The 22,732-nt window shown below is 72.3% G+C and carries 17 protein-coding genes; 9 read left to right on the top strand and 8 right to left on the bottom strand.

From position 1 onward, the window contains the following. Nucleotides 1-16: 16 nt before the first annotated feature. Nucleotides 17-2,428 carry a DNA internalization-related competence protein ComEC/Rec2 gene (locus AC3ANR_RS08455; RefSeq protein WP_488291431.1) on the bottom strand — a complete coding sequence of 804 codons (2,412 nt, stop codon included), beginning with the start codon at nucleotides 2,426-2,428 and terminating at the stop codon, nucleotides 17-19. Between the two features lie 156 nt (nucleotides 2,429-2,584). Here AC3ANR_RS08455 and AC3ANR_RS08450 point away from each other — a divergent pair, with 156 nt between their 5' ends. From AC3ANR_RS08450 to AC3ANR_RS08430, 5 genes are all read left to right on the top strand, one after another. Further along, complete coding sequence (locus AC3ANR_RS08450) at nucleotides 2,585-5,998, top strand: transglutaminase family protein (protein ID WP_488291430.1); 3,414 nt, start codon at nucleotides 2,585-2,587, stop codon at nucleotides 5,996-5,998. Between the two features lie 581 nt (nucleotides 5,999-6,579). After that, complete coding sequence (locus AC3ANR_RS08445; RefSeq protein ID WP_488291429.1) at nucleotides 6,580-6,972, top strand: DUF4148 domain-containing protein; 393 nt, start codon at nucleotides 6,580-6,582, stop codon at nucleotides 6,970-6,972. Between the two features lie 94 nt (nucleotides 6,973-7,066). Next, nucleotides 7,067-9,628, top strand: a complete 2,562-nt coding sequence (locus AC3ANR_RS08440) for a circularly permuted type 2 ATP-grasp protein (protein ID WP_488291428.1) — start codon at nucleotides 7,067-7,069, stop codon at nucleotides 9,626-9,628. A gap of 5 nt (nucleotides 9,629-9,633) precedes the next feature. Next, a complete protein-coding gene (locus AC3ANR_RS08435) occupies nucleotides 9,634-10,569 on the top strand; it encodes a transglutaminase family protein (RefSeq protein WP_488291427.1) in 936 nt (311 codons plus the stop codon). Then, nucleotides 10,566-11,018 (top strand): RidA family protein, encoded by a 453-nt coding sequence (locus AC3ANR_RS08430; protein ID WP_488291426.1) that lies wholly within the window; start codon nucleotides 10,566-10,568, stop codon nucleotides 11,016-11,018. Before AC3ANR_RS08435 ends, AC3ANR_RS08430 begins: the two co-directional genes overlap by 4 nt. A gap of 925 nt (nucleotides 11,019-11,943) precedes the next feature. Here the strand turns inward: AC3ANR_RS08430 and AC3ANR_RS08425 are convergent. From AC3ANR_RS08425 to AC3ANR_RS08405, 5 genes are all read right to left on the bottom strand, one after another. Next, nucleotides 11,944-12,369, bottom strand: coding sequence for a PaaI family thioesterase (locus tag AC3ANR_RS08425; RefSeq protein WP_488291425.1), 426 nt, complete (start codon nucleotides 12,367-12,369; stop codon nucleotides 11,944-11,946). Between the two features lie 49 nt (nucleotides 12,370-12,418). Further along, nucleotides 12,419-14,035: a GMC family oxidoreductase gene (locus AC3ANR_RS08420; RefSeq protein WP_488291424.1), complete on the bottom strand. Its 1,617-nt coding sequence runs from the start codon at nucleotides 14,033-14,035 to the stop codon at nucleotides 12,419-12,421. Then, nucleotides 14,032-15,030: an ABC transporter substrate-binding protein gene (locus AC3ANR_RS08415; protein ID WP_488291423.1), complete on the bottom strand. Its 999-nt coding sequence runs from the start codon at nucleotides 15,028-15,030 to the stop codon at nucleotides 14,032-14,034. Before AC3ANR_RS08415 ends, AC3ANR_RS08420 begins: the two co-directional genes overlap by 4 nt. Before the next feature lie 34 nt (nucleotides 15,031-15,064). Continuing rightward, nucleotides 15,065-15,808, bottom strand: a complete 744-nt coding sequence (locus AC3ANR_RS08410; protein ID WP_488291776.1) for an ABC transporter ATP-binding protein — start codon at nucleotides 15,806-15,808, stop codon at nucleotides 15,065-15,067. Nucleotides 15,809-15,989: 181 nt separating this feature from the next. After that, the gene (locus tag AC3ANR_RS08405) at nucleotides 15,990-16,808 is read right to left on the bottom strand and encodes an ABC transporter permease (RefSeq protein WP_488291422.1); all 819 of its coding nucleotides are present in this window, start codon (nucleotides 16,806-16,808) and stop codon (nucleotides 15,990-15,992) included. A gap of 264 nt (nucleotides 16,809-17,072) precedes the next feature. Between AC3ANR_RS08405 and AC3ANR_RS08400 the strand changes: the two genes are divergently transcribed. Together AC3ANR_RS08400 and AC3ANR_RS08395 are read left to right on the top strand one after the other, a co-directional pair. Next, entirely contained in the window at nucleotides 17,073-17,741 is a 669-nt protein-coding gene (locus AC3ANR_RS08400) for a GntR family transcriptional regulator (RefSeq protein ID WP_488291775.1), read from the top strand. Next, nucleotides 17,738-18,889 carry a mandelate racemase/muconate lactonizing enzyme family protein gene (locus AC3ANR_RS08395; protein WP_488291421.1) on the top strand — a complete coding sequence of 384 codons (1,152 nt, stop codon included), beginning with the start codon at nucleotides 17,738-17,740 and terminating at the stop codon, nucleotides 18,887-18,889. The genes AC3ANR_RS08400 and AC3ANR_RS08395 overlap by 4 nt, the downstream gene beginning before the upstream one ends. Nucleotides 18,890-18,951: 62 nt before the next feature. On the opposite strand, the gene AC3ANR_RS08390 is transcribed toward AC3ANR_RS08395, so the two are convergent. After that, nucleotides 18,952-19,944: a MerR family transcriptional regulator gene (locus tag AC3ANR_RS08390; RefSeq protein ID WP_488291420.1), complete on the bottom strand. Its 993-nt coding sequence runs from the start codon at nucleotides 19,942-19,944 to the stop codon at nucleotides 18,952-18,954. A 138-nt stretch (nucleotides 19,945-20,082) separates the two neighbouring features. Here AC3ANR_RS08390 and AC3ANR_RS08385 point away from each other — a divergent pair, with 138 nt between their 5' ends. Beyond that, complete coding sequence (locus AC3ANR_RS08385) at nucleotides 20,083-21,123, top strand: DUF4399 domain-containing protein (protein ID WP_488291419.1); 1,041 nt, start codon at nucleotides 20,083-20,085, stop codon at nucleotides 21,121-21,123. 25 nt (nucleotides 21,124-21,148) lie between these two features. Beyond that, nucleotides 21,149-22,006, top strand: coding sequence for a transglutaminase-like domain-containing protein (locus AC3ANR_RS08380; RefSeq protein ID WP_488291418.1), 858 nt, complete (start codon nucleotides 21,149-21,151; stop codon nucleotides 22,004-22,006). On the opposite strand, the gene AC3ANR_RS08375 is transcribed toward AC3ANR_RS08380, so the two are convergent. After that, nucleotides 21,944-22,717, bottom strand: coding sequence for a carbon-nitrogen hydrolase family protein (locus AC3ANR_RS08375; protein WP_488291417.1), 774 nt, complete (start codon nucleotides 22,715-22,717; stop codon nucleotides 21,944-21,946). The two genes, AC3ANR_RS08380 and AC3ANR_RS08375, sit on opposite strands and share 63 nt — an antisense overlap. Between the last annotated feature and the right edge of the window lie 15 nt (nucleotides 22,718-22,732).

Here is a 22,732-nt window from a genome sequence, read left to right as displayed (position 1 = left end):
GGGTGGAAACCAGCGTTCAGCGGGCCTGCCAGTAGCGGCGCGAGACCTCCCGCTCGCACCGCATGGCACGGGGGTCCTGCGAGGACCACCAGGCCGCTCCGCACAGGGGGGAAACGACGATCCCGATGCCCCGCTGCGCGTACCGCGCCATCACGTCCGGCGCCGGGTGCCCGAACCGGTTGCGGTAGCCCGCCTGCACCAGGGCCCAGTCGGGCTGGACGGCGTCGAGGAACGGCCCGCTCGACGACGTGCGGCTGCCGTGGTGAGGCACGAGCAGCACCTGCGCGGCCAGGTTCACCGGCCGGCGCAGCAGCGCGGCCTCCTGCGGCTGCTCGATGTCGCCGGCCAGCAGCGCCGCCTGCCGGCCGTTGTCCACCCGCAGCACGCAGCTGGTGGCGTTGGGCCGCTGCGCCGCGGCCAGGTCGTCCGGCGTCGGATGCAGGACCTCGAAGCGCACGCCGTCCCACGTCCACGCCAGGCCCGCGAGGCACGGCGACGGCGGCCGCACGATGCCCAGCACATGGCCGGCCTCCAGCGAAGCCAGCAGGCGCGCCCCCGGCTGCATCTGCAGGACGGCGGCGGCCCCGCCGGTGTGGTCGCTGTCGCGGTGGCTGAGCACGACCGTGTCGACCGGCTCGGCCAGCGCGCGCAGCAGCGGCACCAGCACCCGCTGGCCGGCGTCGCTCTCGGCGCCGTAGCGCGGCCCGGTGTCGTAGACCAGGGCGTGCGTGGCCGTGCGCACCAGCACCGCGTTGCCCTGCCCGACGTCGGCGGCGAGCAACTCGAACTCGCCCGGCGGCGGCCGCGGCGCCTGCCACAGCAGCACGGGCAGCAGCAACGGCACCCCGAGCAGGCGCAGCGAGGCCGGCGCGCGCACCACCAGCAGCACGCCGCCGGCCACCCCGGCCGCGCCGGCCCACAGCGGCGGCGCCGGCGCCGACCAGACGGCGAGCGACCAGCCCGCGAACCACTGCAGCAGCCCCGTGAGCGCCTGCACGGCCCAGGCCGCCAGGTCCCACGCCACCGGGGCCGCCACGCCCAGCATCGCCAGCGGCGTGACCACCAGCGTCACCCAGGGGATCGCGACCAGGTTGGCGGCCAGGCCGACGAGGGACACCTGGCCGAACAGCAGCAGCGTGAGCGGGGCGAGCGCCAGCGTGACCACGGCCTGCTCGCGCAGCAAGGCCACGAGGCGGTGCCACCAGCGCCGCACCCGCCCTGTGTCCTCCCCGTCCTGCTGCGGGTCGGTGGCGAACAGCACGCCCACCGCCACGAAGCTGAGCCAGAAGCCGGCCTGCAGCAGCGCCCAGGGGTCGCAACTGACGACGACCGCGCAGGCGGCCAGCCAGCTCACCGGCCACGGCCAGCGCCGGCCCGCCAGGCGCAGCAACGCCATCGACCCGAGCATCAGCAGCGTGCGCTGCGCCGGCACGCCCCAGCCGCTGAACAGCGCGTAGGCGGTGGCCAGCACCACGCCGCCCACGGCGGCCGCATGGGGCGCGGGCCACGCGATGCACAGCCGCGCGCTGCGCCGCCAGGCCGCGCCCACCAGCGCGCTGGCCAGCCACGCGAACATGGTCACGTGCAGGCCGGAGATCGACATCAGGTGCGCGACGCCGGTGGCGCGGAACACGTCCCAGTCGGCGCGCTCGATGGCGTTCTGGTCGCCCACCACCAGCGCCGCCAGCACGCCCGCGCTCTGCGGATCGGCCACCCGCGCCTGGATGGCCGCGCGCACGCGCTGGCGCGCCCGCTCGACCGGGTGGCGCCATCCCGTGCCCAGCCACTGCGGCGCCGCCTCGCCCTGGACGGCCCGCACCGCCCCCGTGGACTGCAGGCCCTGCTCCCACAGCCACAGCTCGTAGTCGAAGCCATGCGGGTTGCGGTTGCCGTGCGGCGCGCGCAGCCGCACCGTGAAGCGCCAGCTGTCGCCGGCCTGCAGGTCCGCCGGCGCGCGCTGCGCATCGAAGCTGCCGGCGCCGGCGGCCCACGGCCCGGCATACCAGGCAAGCGACAGCAAGGGCGGGATGGTGACCGGCCGGCCTTGCGCGTCCAGCGCGGACGCCACCTCGAAGCGGAAGCGCTGGCCGAGGTCATTGCGCTGGGGCATGGCCGCGACGACGCCGGTGACCGTGAGGTCGCGGCCTTCCAGCGCGGGATCGAGCGCGTGGGCGGCGAAGCCCGCCGCGCGCCACCCGCAGTCGCCGAACGCCGCCATCGCCGCGAACACCAGCACCAGCAGCCAGCGCCCCCAGGGCGCCACTGTCCAGCGGCTCGCTGCCCCCAGCGCCAGCAGCCCCGCCGCGGTCAGGCCCGCGAACGCCGCGGCGGGCCACAGCTGCGCCTGCTGCACCTGCCACGCGGGCCCCGCCACGGCCCCGAGCAGCACCGGCACGAGCAGGCGGCCAGGAACGCTGGAACTCGGCATGGGTGCACAACGCCGCCGCGCCGCACGCTGGCGACAACCCCCTTCCTCGCATCGAAGGAGAGCGCAGCGATCGAGCTCATCCGCGTGGCGACGAGGCCCGCCCTCGCCACCGTTCCGCCCACGCGAGCCGCTCGCGTTTCATCGTTAAATCGGCGCATGTCGATCCATGCCGCGCTGAACCACGTCACGCATTACCAGTACGACCGGCCGGTGCGGCTGGGCCCCCAGACCGTGCGGCTGCGGCCGGCGCCGCACTGCCGCAGCAACGTGCTGTCGTACTCGCTGCGCGTGGAGCCGGCCGAGCACTTCATCAACTGGCAGCAGGACCCGTTCGCCAACTACCAGGCCCGCCTGGTCTTTCCCGAGCCCGCGACCACGTTCAAGGTGACGGTCGACCTGGTGGTCGAGATGGCGGTCTACAACCCGTTCGACTTCTTCCTGGAGCCGAGCGCGGAAACCTTCCCGTTCCGCTACGAGCCGCTGGTGGCGCAGGAGCTGGCGCCCTACCTGGCCTGCGAGCCGCTGACGCCGCTGGTGCGCGAGTACCTGGCGCGCTTCGACCGCAGCCCGCGCGCGACCGTCGACTTCCTCGTGGCCCTGAACCAGCAGCTGCAGCAGGACATCCGCTACCTGATCCGGATGGAGCCGGGCGTGCAGACACCGGAGGAGACGCTGCGCAGCGGCAGCGGCTCATGCCGCGACTCCGGCTGGCTGCTGGTGCAGCTGCTGCGCAACCTGGGGCTGGCGGCGCGCTTCGTCTCGGGCTACCTGATCCAGCTGGCGCCCGACGTCAAGGCGCTGGACGGCCCCAGTGGCACCGAGGTGGACTTCACCGACCTGCACGCCTGGGCCGAGGTCTACCTGCCGGGCGCCGGCTGGATCGGCTTCGACCCCACCTCGGGCCTGCTTGCGGGCGAGGGCCACATCCCGCTGGCCTGCACGCCGCAGCCCTCGGGCGCCGCGCCGATCGAGGGCCTGGTCGACGAGGCCCAGGTGACGTTCGGCCACCACATGCAGGTCACGCGCATCCACGAGTCGCCGCGCGTCACCCGCCCCTACACCGACGCGCAATGGCAGCAGGTGCTCGCCCTGGGCGAGGCCGTCGACCGTGACCTGCACGCCGGCGACGTGCGCCTGACGATGGGCGGCGAGCCGACCTTCGTCGCCACCCGCGACCGCGACGCGGCGGAGTGGAACACCGACGCGCTCGGCCCGACCAAGCGCGGCCTGGCCACCGAGCTGGTGCTCAAGCTGCGCGAGCGCTACGGCCAGGGCGGCTTCCTGCATTTCGGCCAGGGCAAGTGGTATCCCAGCGAGCAGCTGCCGCGCTGGGCGCTGTCGATCTACTGGCGCGCCGACGGCCGGCCCTGCTGGCGCAACCCGGCGCTGCTGGCCGACGAGCGCCAGTCGCATGCCTATGGGGCCGATGACGCCAAACGCTTCATCGAGCGGCTCGCCACGCGGCTGGAGCTCACGACGCAGCACATCCAGCCGGGCTACGAGGACGTCCTCTACTACCTGTGGCGCGAGCGGCGGCTGCCGGTGAACGTGGATCCGTTCGACGCCCGCCTGGACGACGAGCTCGAACGCGCCCGCCTGCGGCGCGTGTTCGGGCAGCAGCTCGGCACCGTGGTGGGCTACGCGCTGCCGCTGCAGGCCAACGAGCGCGGCAAGGAGCGCCCCGGCGGCCCCGCCTGGTCCACCGGCCCCTGGTTCGTGCGCGACCAGCGGCTGTACTTGGTGCCCGGTGACTCGCCGATGGGATACCGGCTCCCGCTCGATGCGCTGCCATGGGCCGACGAGGCCGACCAGCCGCACCTGGTGCCGCAGGATCCGTTCGCGCCGCGCGAGCCGCTGGCCGCCGACGCGGCGCTCCGCCCGGCGCCGCCGGTCGCGCGCTTCGCTGAAGGCGGCACGGTGGCCACTGCTCCGGGTGGCGCCACGCCCGCGCGTGCGCCGGAGCGCTTCGAGTCCGCGCACTGGACGCCACGCACCGCGCTGTGCGTGGAAGCGCGCGACCCCAGCCGCGCGGACGGCCCGCAGGCGGAGCAGGCGGGCGGGCGCCGCGGCGTGCTCTACGTCTTCATGCCGCCGCTCGCGGACGTGGCCGACTACCTGGCGCTGCTGGCCGCGGTGGAAGGCACCGCGCAGGACCTGGGCGTGCAGATCGTGCTGGAGGGCTATCCGCCCCCGCGCGATCCGCGCCTGAAGCTGCTGCAGGTCACGCCCGACCCGGGCGTGATCGAGGTCAACATCCACCCGGCGTACGACTGGCACGAGCTGGTCGAGCACACCGAGTTCCTGTACCAGGCGGCCTTCGAGACCCGCCTGTCGGCCGAGAAGTTCATGACCGACGGCCGCCACACCGGCACCGGCGGGGGCAACCACTTCGTGCTCGGCGGCGCGACGCCGGCCGACTCGCCCTTCCTGCGCCGGCCCGAGCTGCTGGCCAGCCTGCTGCTGTACTGGCACAACCACCCGTCGCTGTCGTACCTGTTCTCGGGCCTGTTCATCGGCCCCACCAGCCAGGCGCCGCGCGTGGACGAGGCGCGCAACGACCAGCTGTACGAGCTGGAGATCGCGCTGCGCGAGATCGAGCGCAGCCGGCAGCTACACGGCGAGGCGATGCCGCCGTGGGTGGTGGACCGCACGCTGCGCAACGTGCTGGTCGACGTGACCGGCAACACGCACCGCAGCGAGTTCTGCATCGACAAGCTGTACTCGCCCGATTCGTCCACCGGCCGCCTCGGCCTGCTGGAGCTGCGCGGCTTCGAGATGCCGCCGCACGCGCGCATGAGCATCGTGCAGCAGCTGCTGATCCGCGCCCTGGTGGCCCGGTTCTGGACGACGCCGTACCGCGCCCCCGTCACGCGCTGGGGCACCCAGCTGCACGACCGCTGGATGCTGCCGACCTTCGTGCAGGCCGACCTGCGCGACGTGCTGGAGGAACTGCGCGCGGCGGGCTACGACTTCGATCCGGCCTGGTTCGCCCCGCACCTGGAGTTCCGCTTCCCGCTCGTGGGCGAGGTGCGGGCGGCGGGCATCGCGCTCACGCTGCGCAACGCGCTGGAGCCCTGGCACGTCATGGGCGAGCAAGGCGCGATCGGCGGCACGGTGCGCTACGTGGACTCGTCGCTCGAGCGCATCGAGGTGCGCGTCAGCGGCCTGAACGACAGCCGCCACGTGGTCACGGTCAACGGCGCCGCGCTGCCGCTGCAGCCCACCGGCACCGCCGGCGAATTCGTCGCGGGGGTGCGCTACCGCGCCTGGAACCCGCCCTCGGCCCTGCACCCGACGATCGGCGTGCACGCGCCGCTCACCTTCGACATCGTGGACACCTGGATGCAGCGCTCGCTCGGCGGCTGCCGGTACCACGTCGCGCACCCCGGCGGCCGCAACTACGAGACCTTCCCCGTCAACGCGTACGAGGCGGAAAGCCGCCGCCTGGCGCGCTTTTCCCGCATGGGCCACACGCCCGGGACGCTGCGCGTGCCGCCGGCCACCGTCGGCGTGCCCGGCAGCCGGGAGTTCCCGTTCACGCTCGATTTGCGGCATGTGCCGGTCGGGTGACGTCCGGACGGGGCTGGTTGGGCGAGCGGACAGAGGCTGGTTGGGCGTCGTGCGCGGCGGCAGGGGGCTGCCGCCGGGGGTTCATGCTGTGAGGACCGCTTTGCGCTACGCGCGCGCCGGCGTTCACAAAAATCACCCCCGCCGTCAACCCCCTGCCGCCGGACAGCTGCGGTGCTTCGATTGACAGGTGCCGCGCCCGGCACCGTCGCACTGCCAGGACAGCGCGCCTCTCCTTGCCCGATGAAGCACACGTGACCCACGCGGCAGGCGGTGCCTGGCGGGGCCGATTTGGCTTTTGCCGGCAGGGCATCGGAGCGAGCGCAGCGTAGCGGGGACAAAAGGGGATGAGGCCCTGCCAGGCGCCGCCTGCCGCGCACCCCCGCTGCACGCCCGACACCTCTTCCTCGAGACCCGACAGCTTTCCCTCGGCCCGACGCCCCCCGCACACAAGCCACGCCCCGCCACCCCTCCTCATCCCCAGCTAAGTTTTCGCTAAGCGTCACCTCATGGTGGCTTCCTACAGTGACTTCACGGGTTCGCGAGAACCCGCCAACCGAAGACACCACCGAAAGGAAATCGCCATGACCACCCGCTCCCTCCTCGCTACCGCCGTTGCCGTTGCCTCCATCGTCGCCGGTGGCCAGGCCTTCGCCCAGACCGCCCCGCTCGGCCAGGAAGGCGGCCAGGCCGATGCCTTCGTGCCGGCCAAGACCCGCGCCGACGTGCGCGCCGAACTCGACCAGTTCCGTGCCGCCTACCCCGTGAGCCCCTGGTCGTTCCGCTACAACCCGCTGGCGAACTTCCAGAGCACCGCGACCCGCGCCGATGTGACCGCCGCCTACATCGCCGAGCGTGACGACGTGGCCGCCCGCAACGCCGAGGACAGCGGCTCGTCCTTCTTCGCCCAGGCGACCCGGACCGCCCCCGCCCCGTCCACCCTGGCCAGCGTCGAAGCCCCCGCCCAGGCGCGCTGATCCAGCGGCCGCCCCCTGGCTCCCGAAGCCATCCGCCCCGCGGCGCCATCGCGCCGCGGGGCGGCCGCATGTCCGGATGGGACAATCGCCCCCCGTGGACACGCCCATCGACTCGCTGTTTGGTGACGCTGCCGGCGACGACCCCGCCGCGCTGGCCGCCGCGCTCGCGCCGCCAGCGGCCGCGGGCCACTTCGACGAGTTGCGCGCGGCCGTCTCGCGCGCCGGCGGTCGCGGCGCGGGCGGCGCGGTGTCGCCGGCCTGGGCGCGGTTCTTCGAGCACCTGGGCGGCGCCGGCTTCGACGACCTGGACCAGCGCATGGGGCAGCTGGCGCGGCAGGTGCGCGACAACGGCATCACCTACAACGTCTATGCGGACGCCGACGGCCCGCAGCGGCCCTGGTCGCTCGACCTCTTCCCGCTGATCGTCACGCCCGGCAGCTGGCAGGCGATCGAAACCGGCGTGCTGCAGCGCGCCCGCCTGCTGGACCGCGTGATGGCCGACGTGTACGGGCCGCAGGCGCTGCTCGCGCGCAACCTGCTGCCGCCGGCGCTGGTGCACGGCCATCCCGGCTACCTGCGGCCGCTGCACGGCGTGCGTCCGGCCGGCGGCACATTCCTGCACATCGTGGCCTTCGACCTCGCCCGCGATCCCGACGGGCAGTGGTGGGTGGCCTCGCAGCGCACGCAGGCGCCCTCGGGCCTGGGCTACCTGCTGGAGAACCGGCTGATCGTCTCGCGCGCCTTCCCGGCCGCGTTCAGCGCGCTGAAGGTGCAGCGGCTGGCCGCCACCTACCGCGCGCTGGTCGAGGGCTTGTGCGCGATGAGCCCGGCGGGCAGCGACGCGCGCATCGTGCTGCTCACGCCGGGGCCGTACAACGAGACCTACTTCGAGCACGCGTACCTGGCTCGCTACCTCGGCCTCACGCTCGTCGAGGGCAGCGACCTCACGGTGCGCGAGGAGCGCCTGTACCTCAAGACGCTGCGCGGCCTGGAGCCGGTGCACGGCATCCTCAAGCGCCTGGACGACGAGTTCCTCGACCCGCTGGAGCTGCGCTCCGATTCGCGGCTGGGCGTGCCCGGCCTGCTGCAGGCCATCCGCGCCGGCCACGTGCTGGTGGCCAATGCGCCCGGCAGCGGCTTCCTCGAATCGAACGCCCTGCTCGGCTTCCTGCCCGCGCTCTCGCGCCACCTGCTCGGCGAGGAGCTGGCGCTTCCCTCGATCCCGACCTGGTGGTGCGGCGAACGCGCCGCGATGGACGCGGCGCTGCCGCAACTGGGCTCGGCGGTGATCCGGTCCACGTTCGGCGGGCCGGGCTCGGACGCCGTGCTCGGAAGCTCGCTGTCGCCGCGCGAACGGGACGAGTGGGCCGGCCGCATCGCGCGCGAGCCGGCCGACTTCACGCTGCAGGCGGACCAGCCACTGTCGCAGATGCCGACGTGGAAGGACGGCCGCCTCACCCCCCGGTCGCTGATGCTGCGCGTGTTCGCGGTCTCGGACGGTCCGGGCTCGTGGCGCGTGCTGCCCGGAGGCCTGACGCGCATCGCGGGCGACACCACGGAGATCGCGACCATGCAACGCGGGGGCAGCAGCGCCGACACCTGGGTGCTCACCGACGGCGAGGTCGACACCACCAGCCTGCTGCAGCACGACCATCCCGCCACCGCCACCTCGCACCGCGGCCGGATGGTCACCAGCCGGTCGGCCGAGAACCTGTTCTGGCTCGGGCGCTACACCGAGCGCACCGAGAACACCACGCGGCTGGCGCGCCTGGCGCTGCAGACCCTCAACGGCGAGGACCAGTCGTCGCAGCCGCTGCTCGCCTGGCTGGGCGAGCTGGCGGCCGAGCACGGCCTGGTCCTGCCCGAGGTGCCCGCGCCGGCCGTCTCGCGCCGGATCTTCGAGCGCTCGCTGGTGGCCACGCTGGCCGACACCCGCCACGCCACCAGCATCGGCTTCAACCTGGGCGCGCTGCGCGGGGCCGCCTCGGCGGTGCGCGACCGGCTGTCGCAGGAGCAGTGGAACCTGGTCGTGCGCGCCGAGCAGGACTTCCTGCGCGGCTGCCGGCAGGGCCTGCGGGCCGGCGACGCGTCCTCGGTCGAGGCGCTGCGCCTGCTGGAAGCGCTGTCGGGCCACACCGCCGCCATGACCGGCGCACAGACCGACCGCATGACGCGCGACGACGGCTGGCGCCTGTTGTCGACGGGCCGGCACCTGGAGCGGCTCGGCTTCCTCGCGTCCGCGCTGGCCTGCGGCTTCGAAACCGGCGCCGTGCACGACGAAGGCGGCTACGAGGCGGTGGTGGCGCTCTTCGACAGCACGATCACCTTCCATGCGCAGTACCAGCAGCGGCACGACATTCCGGCCCTGCTCGACCTGCTGGTGCTCGACCGCGACAACCCGCGCTCGCTCGCCTGGGTGGCGCAGACGCTGCGCGGCCGGCTCGCGCGCCTGGAAGGCAGCGCGCCAGGGCAGGTGCCCGGCATCGCGCTGACCGTGCCGGACCCCGGCGAGTGGTCGCTGGAGGCGCTGTGCGACACGGACCTGCTGCTGCCGGTGCTGCAGCAGTGCGCCGCGGCCGCCTGGCAGCTCTCGGACGACCTGGGCGCGCGCTACTTCACGCATTCGGCCGAACCGCGCCTGAGCGTCGGGGCCTGAAGCGCATGCTGCTGCACGTCGTCCACGAGACCCGCTACGACTACGCGCCCGCGGTCAAGACCGCCCAGCACCTGGCACACCTGCGGCCGGCCGACCGTGAAGGGCAGCGGCTGCTGCGCCACCGGCTGGACATCGACCCGGCGCCGCCGCTGCGCACCGATTCGGTCGACGTGTTCGGCAACGCCCGCACCTTCTTCGGCCTGCAGTCCGCGCACACCCGGCTGCGCGTCGTCGCCGACAGCGTGGTCGAAACGGCCGCGCCCGCGGTACCGCCGGCGGACGGACTGTCCTGGGAAGAAGCACGCGAGCAGTTGCGGTACCACCGCGCAGCGCGCTTCGACCCGGCGGCGGCGTTCCTGTTCGCATCGCCCTACGTGCCGCGGCACCAGGACTTCCTCGACTACGCCCGGTCGAGCTTCGCGCCCGGGCGCCCGCTGCTCGACGCCGCGCGCGCCCTGGCCTCGCGCATCCATGCCGACTTCGCGTACGTCGCGCACGCCACCGACGCGGGCACGCCCGCGCTCGAGGCGCTGGCGCTGCGCCAGGGCGTGTGCCAGGACTTCGCGCACGTGATGCTCGGCTGCCTGCGCAGCCTGGGCCTGCCGGCGCGCTACGTCAGCGGCTACCTGCTGACCGAGCCGCCGCCCGGCCAGGCCCGCCTGGTGGGCGCCGACGCGTCGCATGCCTGGGTGTCGGTCTACCTGCCGGCGGCCGACGAAGGGCCGGGCCTGTGGACCGACCTCGATCCGACGAACGATCGCGCGCCGGGCGAGGACTACGTCACCGTGGCGACCGGCCGCGACTACGCGGACGTGGCGCCGCTGCGCGGCGTGATCCACGGCGGCGCGCACCACACGCTGCATGTCGCGGTGACGGTCACGCCGCTCGACGCCGCGGCCGCTCCTACAATCGCCGACCCGCCACCGAAGGAGAGCGCATGAACGTCAACGACAAGCTCAAGGAACTCGGCATCACGCTGCCGCCCGTGTCCACGCCCGCCGCGGCCTACGTGCCGTTCGTGCAGAACGGCAACCTCGTCTTCCTGTCCGGCCACATCGCCCGGCGCGACGGCAAGCCGTGGGTCGGCCAGCTCGGCAAGACCATGGCCACCGAGGAAGGCAAGGCCGCCGCGCGCGCGATCGCCATCGAGCTGATGGGCACGCTGCAGGCCGCCGTCGGCGACCTGAACAAGGTCAAGCGCATCGTCAAGCTCATGAGCCTGGTGAACTCCACGCCGGACTTCACCGAGCAGCATCTCGTCACCAACGGCGCCAGCGAACTGTTCGGCCAGGTGTTCGGCGACAAGGGCGCGCACGCCCGCAGCGCGTTCGGCGTGGCACAGATCCCGCTGGGGGCCTGCGTGGAGATCGAGCTGATCGCGGAGGTCTGAGTCTCCCGGGTTGCAGGGGATTGGGGCGATTGTTTTCCGGCTGCGGACGTTGGCGCGCGCTTGCTCGGGCCGCCGGGGTGGCGCGGCAGGCGGCGCTCGCCAGGGGCTCATGCTGTCCCGGTCCCGTGCTGCGGCTTCGCCTCGCACAGGACAACGCGCCGCCTTCCGTGGCGCGGGCCCACGCGGCACAATTCGCTGCGCCTGCGGCTCCGCTCAGACACGTGCCGCGAGCCAGTGGCTCATTCACGAGCTGCGCTCCTGCGTCGCTCGCAGGGCCCGCGCCACTGCGGCGGTGCCGGGCCACAAATCGCCCCCGGCAGGCACCGCCTGCCGCGCTGGGGACCTTGGGCTTGATCGGGCAGGGCCTTGGGTCAAGCCTCGGCGTCTTCGCCGCCGCCAGGCCGGAAACGGGCGATGCGCGAAAGCGTGGATTCCCGCTTTCGCGGGAATGACAGGGGATGGTGGACAGGCATGACCGGACAGCACGGGCGGCCAAGAGATGCGCGGCCAAGGCATCCGCGGGCGGCTCGGCCTGGTGGGGGCCTTCATCCGCTGCTGCCAGGCGGCAGGGCGATGCACGTCGGGGGCGATTTCTGGCCTGAGCGTTGCCGCAGGGGCGCGGGCCCTGGCGAGCTCCCGCAGGGAGCGCAGCTCGACATGGGCCTCTGACTCGCGGCACGTGTCTGAGCGGAGCCGCAGGCGCAGCGAGTTGTGCCGCGTGGGCCCGCGCCCCGGAAGGCAACGCGCGACTGTGCGCAGCCGCAGGCGAAGCACGGAGAGGCCAGCATGAGCCCCTGGCGGGCATCGCCCTGCCGCCCGCCCCGGACGCCCGAACACGCGCCGACCCTGCCAAGCAAATCGTCCACCGCCCAGCACGCCAGGCGCCAAACGCCCGACAGCTCAATGGAGGCTGCGGCCCCCCACTTCAACCGCCGCGCGAACCCCGATCCCCCGGCGGGATCGCATAGGTCCCGACGGCGTGCGCCACCATCTCGGGCAACCCCTCCGAATACAGCGCCACCTCGCCCACCGCCAGCGTGCGACCGAGCTTGAGCAGCTTGCAGACGCCGAGGATGCGGCGGTCCGCGGACGGCTTGCGCATGAAGTTGAAGTTCAGGCTGGTCGTGACGGTGAGCGGCACGATGCCGATCTCGCCCAGGATGGCGACATACAGGGCCACGTCGGCCGTGGCCATCATCACCGGGCCGGAGACCGTGCCCCCGGGCCGCAGCTCGTCGCGGCCCACGTGGTGGGCGACGGTGGCCGACATGCCGCCGGCCTCCAGCACCTGCACACGCGTCTGCGGGAACTCGCGCGCGATGAACTCCGAGATCTCTTGTTTGGTTGCCATGGCGGCAAGTGTGCCGGATGTGGCTGGGCAGCGCCGCGCGCGGCGCCGCTCAACGCCCCGCGGCGACCAGTGCCGCGCCCTTCTCGCCGATCATGATCGAGGCCGCGTTGGTGTTGGTCGACACCATGGTCGGCATCACCGAGGCGTCGATCACCCGCAGCCGCTCGATGCCGCGCACGCGCAGCTGCGCGTCGACCACCGAGCGGTCGTCGCCGCCCATGCGGCAGGTGCCGCTGGCGTGGAACACGGTGCCGCCCTTGCCTCGCGCGAAGCGCTCGAGCGCCTGGTCGGTGGTGATGCCGTTGCCGGGCAGGTACTCCTCGCCGGTGACCAGGTCGCGGAACGACGGCTGGCGGTAGATGTCGCGCAGGATCTTCAGGCCCGACACCAGCACCTTCACGTCGTGCGGGTCGGTCAGGTAGTTCGAGACGATGCGCGGCGCCTGCAGCGGATCGGCCGAGCGCACCTGCACCGTGCCGCGCGACAGCGGCCGGCACTGGGTGGCCGAGGCCGAGAAGCCGGAGAACGCATGCAGCGGATCGCCCGGCTTGTCCACCGACAGCGGCATCACGTTGAGCAGCACGTCGGGCCGGCCGCCCTCGGCATGCTCGCTGCACACCATGCCGCCGACCTGGCCGGCGCCCACGGTGAGCGGGCCGCGCTGCTGCAGCAGCCACTGCGCGCCCATGCCGGCCAGCGAGAACGGATTGCGCACCTGGTCGTTGAGCGACATGCGGTGCTTCAGCTTGACGATCACCCGCGCCTGGTAGTGGTCCTGCAGGTTGGCGCCGACGTCCGGGGCGTCCACGTGCACCGGCAGCCCGTGGCTGCGCAGCAGGTCGGCGGGGCCGATGCCCGACAGCTGCAGCACCTGCGGCGACTGCAGCGCGCCCGCGGCCAGCAGCACCTCGCCGTCGGCCCGCGCGCTGCGCAGCGCACCGTTCTCCAGCCATTCCACGCCGGTGGCGCGGCCGTTCTCGACCAGCACGCGCGTGACGTGCACGCCGGTCAGCACCGTCAGGTTGGGACGGCGCCGCACGGGCGCCAGGAAGGCGGTGGCGGCGTCGCAGCGCCAGTGGCCGCGCAGCGTGAGCTGGTAGGCCCCCAGGCCCTCGGTGCGCGCGCCGTTGAAGTCGGGATTGCGGCCGTGGCCCGCCTCCACGCCGGCCTCGATCCAGGCCTGGCAGTAGGGATGGTCGTTGCGCAGGTCCGAGACGCACAGTTCGCCGGAGCCGCCGTGGAACTCGCTCTCGCCGCCCTGGTAGCGCTCGGACTTCCTGAAGTACGGCAGCACCTCGCGGTAGCTCCAGCCGGTGGCGCCCAGGCGGGCCCAGTCGTCGAAATCGGCGTGCTGGCCGCGGATGTAGAGCAGGCCGTTGATCGCGCTGGAGCCGCCCAGCACCTTGCCGCGCGGCCAGACGATCTGGCGGTTGCCGGTCGCCTCCTGCGGCTCCAGCGGGAATTGCCAGGAAAAGCGCGGGTCGTAGATGGTGCGGAAGTACCCGATGGGCAGGCGCAGCCAGAAGTTGCCGCCCTCCCCGCCCGCCTCCAGCACCAGCACCCGGCACTGCGGATCGGCGCTCAGCCGGTTGGCCAGCACGCAGCCGGCCGAACCGGCGCCGATCACGATGTAGTCATAACCGGCGCCGCCGGCGCCGCCCGTCATGCCTTGACCACCTCCAGGAAGGGCTTGGGATCGAAGTACTCGGACGCCTTCACCGGGTTCTGGATGCCGCCGGTGGCGACGAAGAAGTCGGTCACCTGCTGCAGCCACTTGGTCACCGTGCCGTCCTGGTAGCGGGTGCGCCACTCGGCGTTGGTGAAGTACTTGGACGCCTTGAACTGCTCCTTGAAGTCCGGCAGCGGCACGTCCTGGTACTGCGCCTTCTGCAGCATCTCGGCGGCTTCGTCGGGCTTGCCGGTGATCAGCGCGTTGGCGTCGGCCCAGGCGGCGATCAGCTTCTTGATCACGGGCTGGTTCTTCTCGTAGTAGTCGTTGCGAGCCGCCCAGCCGCCCATGATGGCGGCCTGCGGGAAGAAGGCCGAGGCATCGACCAGGCGCCTGGCATCGGGCGACTGCTTCTTGATCACGGAATCGAACGGCACCCACAGCGCCACGGCCGGCACGGCGCCGGAGATGAACGAGCTGACGGCCTCGGTCATGCGCTGGTTGACCACCTTCACGTCCTTGGGGTCGACGTTGTTCGAGCGCAGGGCGCGGTCCAGGAACACGTGCGCCGTGGTGCCGGTGGTGGTGGAGACCTGCTTGCCCTTGAGGTCGGCGATCGTCTTGATGCCCGAGTCGCCGCGCACCCACAGTTGCGCGGTGGCGTACTCGATGTTGTTCATCAGGAACGCCTTGCCCTGGCCGCGCGCCGGGAAGTTCGACAGCACGGCGCCGGTGGCCAGCATGTCCAGGCTGCCGCCGATCATGGCCTGGAACAGCTCCAGCCCGGTGGTGAACTTCACCAGCTCCAGCTCCAGCCCCTGCTTGGCGAAGCTGCCGGCCTGCTGGCCGACGAAGATGTGGCCGTCCACGGCCGGCGTGTGCAGGTAGCCGACCTTGACCTTGGTGCGGCCCTGCGAAAGGACGGGCAGCGCGGCGGCGCCCAGCGATGCGGCGGCGGCCGCCTGGATCAATTGTCTGCGTTGGATGGCCATGGTGTCTCCTCTTGGGTGGGTTCGTGGCGGGGGATCAATCGGACAGGCGAACGCCCTGGCGGGCCTGGGCGGCGTACTCCTGCATGACGAGGTCGCGGATGTGCGCGCGCAGCTCGCCGAAGCGCGGGTCTTCGTGCACGTTCTCGGCGCGCGGGTAGCCAAACGGCACGTCGATGATGGTGCGGATGCGGGCCGGGCGGGCGGTCACGACCACGATGCGCGAGGACAGGTAGATCGCCTCCTCCACCGAGTGCGTGATCAGCATCACCGTCTTGCCCTCGCTTTGCAGCACCTCCAGCAGCAGGTCCTGCATCGCGCTGCGCGTCTGCGCGTCGAGCGCGCCGAACGGCTCGTCCATCAGCAGGAACTGCGGCCGCACGGCATAGGCGCGGGCGATCGCCAGCCGCTGGCGCATGCCGCCGGACAGATGCTTGGGGAAGTGGTTGGCGAAGTCCGTCAGGCCCATCAGCTTCATGTAGCGCGTGACGGTCTCCTCGCGCTGCGCCGCCGGCACCTTGCTGGCCGACAGCTTGAGGCCGAACTCGATGTTCTGGCGCACCGTCAGCCAGGGAAAGACGCCGTACTCCTGGAAGATCACGCCGCGGTCGGGGCCGGGCCCGGCGACCGGCTTGCCGTCCAGCAGCACGCGGCCGGTGGTGGGCTGCACGAAGCCGCCCACGATGTTCATCATGGTCGTCTTGCCGCAGCCCGAGGGGCCGATGATGGAGACGAACTCGCCGTTGCGGATCTCGAACGACACGTCGTCCAGCACGCGCATCGGGCCGTGCTGGGTGGGAAAGTCGACCGAGACGCGGTCGAAGCTGATGCGCACGGGCGAGGTGGCGGCGCCGTGGGCGGGCGCGGAGGCGAAGGCGCCGGCGGAGAGGGTGGCTGTGGTCATCGGGAAACCTTCGTGCTGCGCACTGCGGTGCGAGCCCCTACGGGCGGCCGGGCGGGGCTCATGCGAGTCGGTCCTGCCAGGCGACCAGGCGGCGGGTGGCGGCACGCAGCGCCAGGTCCATCAGCAGCGCGATGAAGCCGATGCAGATGATGCCGACGTAGATCGTGTCGAGCTGGAAGAAGGCCGAGGCGTCCTGGATCAGCGCGCCCAGGCCCTGCTGGGCGGCGATCAGCTCGGAGGCGACCAGGGTGGCCCAGGCGACGCCGAGCGCCACGCGCACGGCCGTGAGGATGTGCGGGATGGTCAGCGGCACGATCACCTTGCCGAAGATCTCCAGGTCGCTGGCGCCCAGCGTGCGCGCCACCTTGATGAAGATGGGGCTGATCTGCGCGATGCCCTCGTACATCACGATCACTCCGGCGAAGAACGAGGCGTAGAACAGGATCACCGTCTTGGCCGCCTCGCCGATGCCGAAGTAGACGATCACCAGCGGGATCAGCGCGATCGGCGGCAGCGCGCGGAAGAAGTTGATCACCGGGTCGATGAAGCCGCGCAGGCCCTTGTACCAGCCCAGGCAGAAGCCCACCGGCACCGCCAGCACCACGCCAAGGGTGACGCCCAGGAACACGCGCTGCGTCGACATCCAGACGTCGGCGGGGAGGCGCCCCTTCGACAGCTCCAGGAACTTGGCCAGCACGGCATGCGGGGCCGGCACCAGCGCCGGGTTGATCAGGCCGCTGGCGCGCACGGCGTACCAGAGCACGAGGATGAGGAGCCAGGGCGCGAGCACCAGGGCCACGCGGCCGGCGATGCGGCGCGCTCGCGGCGGGGCGGCCGGAGCGGCCATCGGGGTGGGGGCGGAAGCGGCGGACGTCATGCGAAAAGCGGCGGGTCTCTCTGTCGTTGCCCGGCCTGGTCGACCGGTTGTCCTAACGTTCTATACATAGTACCATTGCGCCCCAGTGAACTCCACTCGGTTTTTTCCCTGACGATGCAACGGAACGTGCCAGCCCCGCGCGCCCCGGCCGGCGCCCCCGCGCCTGCCCGCCGCGGCCGCGCCAGCGCGCGCACCGCCGGCAGCGCCGCCGCCGCCCGCTTCCACGAGAGCCCGGTGCCGCGCTACGTGCAGATCGCCGACCTGATGCGCCAGCGCATCGCGCGCGGCACCTGGCCGCACGACCATCGCCTGCCCTCGCTGGAGGTCCTGATGGGCGAGTTCGGGGTGGCCCGCGTCACGGTGCGCCAGGCGGTCGACCTGCTGGCGCGCGAGGGCCTGGTGTCGCCGCAGCAGGGCCGCGGCACCTTCGTCACCGGCGCGCCCAGCCGCGACCGCATCATCAACGTGGTGACCACGCTGGACGAACTGGCGCGCGTGTACGAGGACACCCAGCCCAAGGTCGTCAACATCGACGAATCGGTGGGCTCGGCGCCGCTGGCCGAGGGCGACGGCGCGGCCGCGCCCAGCTACGCCTTCATGCGGCGCGTGCACTCGCGCGGCGGCCGGCCGTACTGCGCGATCAACATCTGGCTGGACGAGCGCATCTTCCGCAAGTCGCCCGCGGCCTTCCGCGCCAAGACGGTCATCCCGCTGCTCACGTCGATGAAGGGGCTGCGCATCGCCAGCGCGCACCAGGTGCTGACCATCGGCAGCGCCGACATGGAAGTGGCCGGCCTGCTGGAGCTGCCGATGAACGCGCCCGTGGCGGAGGTGCGCCGCATCTTCAAGGACGCGGCCGGCACCGTGATCTACCTGGCCGACGTGACCTACCGCGGCGACGCCATCCGACTGGAAATGGACCTCAAACCGTGATCCTCGCGCCCCTGCCCGCCGCCCCGCTCCAGCTCGCGCGGCTGGAGGCCTTCGTGTTCCGCTGCCCGATCGCCACGCCGGTGCGCACCTCGTTCGGCACCATGCACGACCGCCCGGCCGTGTACGTGCGCGCCGAGGACGTCGACGGCGCGGTCGGCTGGGGCGAGATCTGGTGCAACTTCCCCGCCTGCGGCGCCGAGCACCGCGCCCGGCTGCTGCAGTCGGTGCTGGCGCCGCTGGCGGTCGGCCGCGCGTTCGACGGCCCCGCGCAGGCGTTCGACTGGCTGACCGACCGCACGGCGGTGCTGGCCATCCAGTCCGGCGAGCCCGGCCCGATGGCGCAGTCCATCGCCGGCATCGACCTGGCGCTGTGGGACCTGTGCGCGCGCCGCGCCGGCCAGCCCTTGTGGCGCTACCTCGGCGGCCAGGGCGACGCGGTGCGCATCTACGCCAGCGGCATCAACCCCGACCGGCCCGAGGACGTGGTGGCCGCGCGCCGGGCCGAGGGCTACCGCGCCTTCAAGCTCAAGGTCGGCTTCGGCCAGGAGCGCGACCTGCGCAACGTGGCCGCCATCCGCGAGCTGCTCGGCCCCGACACGCCGCTGATGGTGGACGCCAACCAAGGCTGGACGCTGGACGAGGCGCTGCACATGGCCAGGCAGCTGGCCGGCTTCGGCCTGCGCTGGCTGGAGGAGCCGCTGCGGGCCGACCGGCCCTGGAGCGAGTGGCAGCAGCTGGCCCGCGCCACCGACATTCCGCTGGCCGGCGGCGAGAACGTGCTGGGCGACGCCGGCTTCGACGCCGCCATCGGCTCGGGCGCGCTGGCGGTGCTGCAGCCCGACCTGGCCAAGTGGGGCGGCATCTCCGGCTGCTGGCCCGTGATCGGCCGCGGCCGGCAGGCGGGCCTGCGCTACTGCCCGCACTTCCTGGGCGGCGGCGTCGGCCTGCTCGCCTCGGCGCACGTGCTTGCGGCGGCCGGTGGCGACGGGCTGCTGGAGATCGACGCCAACCCGAACCCGCTGCGCACGTCGCTGGCCGGGCCGCTGGCGGCCATCGCCGACGGCGGCTGCCGCCTGGGCGACGCGCCCGGCATCGGCGTGGTGCCGGACCTGCAGCAGCTGGCCGACGTGGCCGCGCGCGGCTGCTAGGCGCGCGCCCCCGTCGCATCGGGGCGGTCGGCCATGGATCGCCGCGATCGGTCGATCCGGTTCTAGTCGCCTGCCGGAATGTCGATCCGGCCATGCTGCGCCACCACGTCGAGCGCGTGCTCGAAGAGCGCCCGCGCCGAGCCGGAGATCGAGCGCAGGTACCCGTGCACCTGCGCGTCCTCGGCCGTGGTGTTGAGGCACTCCTCGCTGTAGACCTCGAAGCTGGCCAGCTGCACGATCAGGTCGGCAAGGTGCCGCGGGCACTCGCAGGCCATGCCGCTGGTGGCGGCGGCGACCTTGGCCAGGCTCGCATCGGAATAGCGCCGCGGCGGAATGAGGCCGCCCGTGGCCGCGGGTGGCATCGATTGCGCGGCATCCACCAGCAGCACGGCATCGATCAGCTGCGCCAGTTCGGCATCGGGCACCGGCTCGCGCCGCAGGATCACGCCCGCGGCCCGCAGGCTCTCCAGCGTCGACTCGGCGGCAAAGTTGTACAGGACGATCGCCTTGTGGATCCGGAACCGGTGGCACGTGGCGGCCAGCAGTTCCGCGACGCCGGGCTGGATGGTGTTCATGCGGGCGATCAGCAGGGCCGCGCCGACCGCTTCGGCGTGCGCGAGCGGCGAGTCCCGCATCGCCTGCAGGTCCACGAACACCGATGCGACCCGGACGTCGCGCCGCAGGACGCGCTGCTGCCACGCCGGCGCGTTCAGCCGGGCCGCCAGCGCGGCGCCCACCACCACGGCCGTGACGGCGCCGACGAGCGCAGGCGCGGGCGCGGCTGCGCGGGTCGTCTTGTGGGTCGACGACAGCATCGCCTGCAGCTGCTGCACCGGCAGCGCGGCGATGCCGCCGATGCTGTGCCCTGCCTCGGTCAGCTGGCGCAGCAGGCGGGCCCGCACCAGCTCGGTCTCGGGATAGAGCCGGTGCCTGCCCTTGCTCTTGTCCGGCGCGAACGCGGCATAGCGGCTCTCCCACACCCGCAGCGTGGAGACCGGTACGCCGGACAGTTTGGAAACCGCGCCGATTCGGTAGATGCCACCTTCAGTCGTCATTTGTCCGCCGCCTTTTGGCTGATTGAGTAGGTTGCGAGTAGCTATGAGCCAATGCTTGAGCTGGTGAATAGCTTACATGCTTTGACAGAAGCAACACAAAGAAAGGACATTCGGCGCTCCGAAACGAGGAAGCAGTTCATGGCCCCCACGATCCCGACCGCCCTGGAAGCCTGGAAGCAGGCGCTGGCGCCACACCGCGCCGCCGATCGGCATCTGCCGTCGCACCCCGCGAGGGGCGAGGAGCGCCCGCGTGCCGGCACATCGCCGCAGCGCGCGCTCGCGCAGCGGGCCTGGACGGTGGGCGGCGTGGCGGCCCGAGCCATCGCCGCCACGGCCATCGCCCTGACCGCCATCTTGGCCGCGGATGCCCGGGCCGCCGCGGCCGCCCCGGAAGCCGCAGCGGACACGCCAGCGCGCGCCTGGGTGGTGCCGCCGACCAACCTGCAACCGCAGGCCCACTTCACCAACCTCAAAGACGGCGCCGTGGTGGAGTCTCCCTTCGTGGTGAAGTTCGGGCTGTCCATGCGCGGCCTGGTGCCTGCCGGCAAGAGCGTGGGGCGCGCCGGCCACCACCACCTGCTGGTGGATCAGCCGCTGCCGCTGGACTTCACCAAGGCCCTGCCCTTCACCGACCACTACATGCACTTCGGCAAGGGGCAGATGGAGACGGTGCTGAACCTCAAGCCGGGCCGGCACACCCTGACGCTGCTGCTCGCCGACCAGGGGCACATCCCCTACTTCGTCTACAGCAAGCCGATCCAGGTGACGGTCACGCGGCAGAACCCCGCGGCGACGGCCGCTGCCGCGCTGGGCCCGCGCCGCGTCGAGCTGCTCTCCCCGGCCGATGGCGCGCAGGTGCGCGATGCCTTCAACGTGCAGTTCCACGCCAGCGGCTTCAACGTCGCGGACGCGTCGATCAAGGCGGCGGACACGGGGCACTTTCGCCTGACCATGGACCGTGGCGCAGCCCGGCCCACCGTGTATGCCTTCACGGAGGGACAGACCGAGACCTGGGTGGAGCCGCCGCCTGGCGACTACCGGCTGCGGCTCGACCTGGTCAGCAACCGGGACGGCACGATCCTCGCCTCCGCTCCTTTCGTGCATGTCCGCGCCGACAGCAGCCGTGCGGCCGCGCGCAGCGGCACCCGCGTCGCGCAGCGTGATGCCGGTGCGCAGTGAACCAGGGCGCCGGCCCGCCGGCGGCTTGACGGCGACCGCCCACGCCGTGCCCGGCGCCCGCGACCCGGTCGCCGGCAACTTCGCCATGGGCTGCGGCGAGCCGGATGCGAACGAGGCCCGACCCGCCACGTGGCTGTGCGAGACGGCCCAACTGGACATCTCGCACCCCAAGGTGCGGATCACGGCGCACAAGCTGACGCAGGCGCTGCAATCGATTCCGGCGCGCGTGGCCGCCATCCAGGCCTTCGTGCGCCGGCTGCCGTTCGCGACGTCGTTCGACAGCCGCGCCCTGGCAGCCAGCGAAGTCCTGCGGCGCCGCCATGGCGACTGTCATTCCAAGGGCGTGCTCTTCACGGCGCTGTGCCGCGCGGCGGAGATTCCTGCGCGCCTGCTCTTCGTCGACGTGCGCACCCGGTTTCTCCGCGGCATCCTCGACGAAGGCCCGCCGGTGCTGCCCCACGCCGTGGGCCAGGCCTGGGTGGGCTCCCTCTGGCTCAGCACCGACGGCTACGTGGTCGACCCGGCGCTGTTCGCGCAGGCCAAGCAGCGGCTGCGCGAACACGGGCGCGATTGCGGCTGGGGCATCGTGCTGGAGGCCGAAGGCATCTGGAAGGGCGACCGCGATTGCCTGCATCAGTTCCGCGGGCCGGACGTGGTGCGCAGCCACGGCGTGTTCCACGACCCGCGGCACTTCGATGCGAAGGCCACCGCGACCCGCGGCTCGACCGGCCTCAGGTACCTGCTGGGCGCCCACATCGTCAATCGGCGCGTGGCCCGCGCCAGGAATCAGAAGTCAGCGGGCCTCGTGGCGAACGACCCGTCAGGCTTCGTGCGGATGCCATTCGAAGCACGATTCGCCCAGCGTGAAAATGCCGATTCCTGAAGCCTGCCTGGGCAACCGGAACAGAACCTGGCCATCGGGCCCTGCAACGGTGCTCTCCCCGCCGTCGACGCTCTCTTCCGGACGATTGAGCGCGTTGGGCCAATTGGTCTGGACGACATGGGCTCCCGTGGCGCGTGCCAGCCGCTGGATGTTGCGGACGTATTCAGGCAGGTCGGTGCGCGGCTTCTCGGGATCCTGCCGCAGAGCACCCGGCACGAAGATCAGGTCGACACTTCCATGCGGCAATTGCCGGGAAACCTGCTCGAGATCCTCGACCTCACGGCAGATGACTGCCGAGCAGCGCAGGCCGTGCATCGTCCCGACTGGGCGTGTTGTTCCACGTTGGAAGAACGTAGCCTCGGGTCCTGTGAGACCCTGTTTGGAGATCGTGGCGGAGATCCCGCCCCCTTCATCGATCAGGAGATGCGAGATGAACTTCTCGCCGCCTTCGGCGAAGGTCGGCGCGCCCACAGCGAGCCCCATCGAAAGGCTGGCGCAGTCGCGCCCGAGTTGCTCGATTGCAGGCCCTACGACTTCCGGTACTGCTTCGCGAGCGATCTGGCGGTGAAAACCGGTGACTGCCAGTTCTGAAAATGCACAAATCGCTGCGCCTCGCGCATGCGCGACCCTGAGGGCGCGGGTCATGGAGGCCATGTTCTCCCCCGTCGTCCAGTGCATTCCGATTTGTGCGATGGCAATACGGTGCGTCATGGGGGTTTCGTCGCC

The sequence above is a fragment of the Ramlibacter sp. JJN2-2R genome, assembly GCF_057747835.1.
Note: the sequence above shows the minus strand (reverse complement) of the source record. Positions and strands in the feature narration are given on the sequence as shown.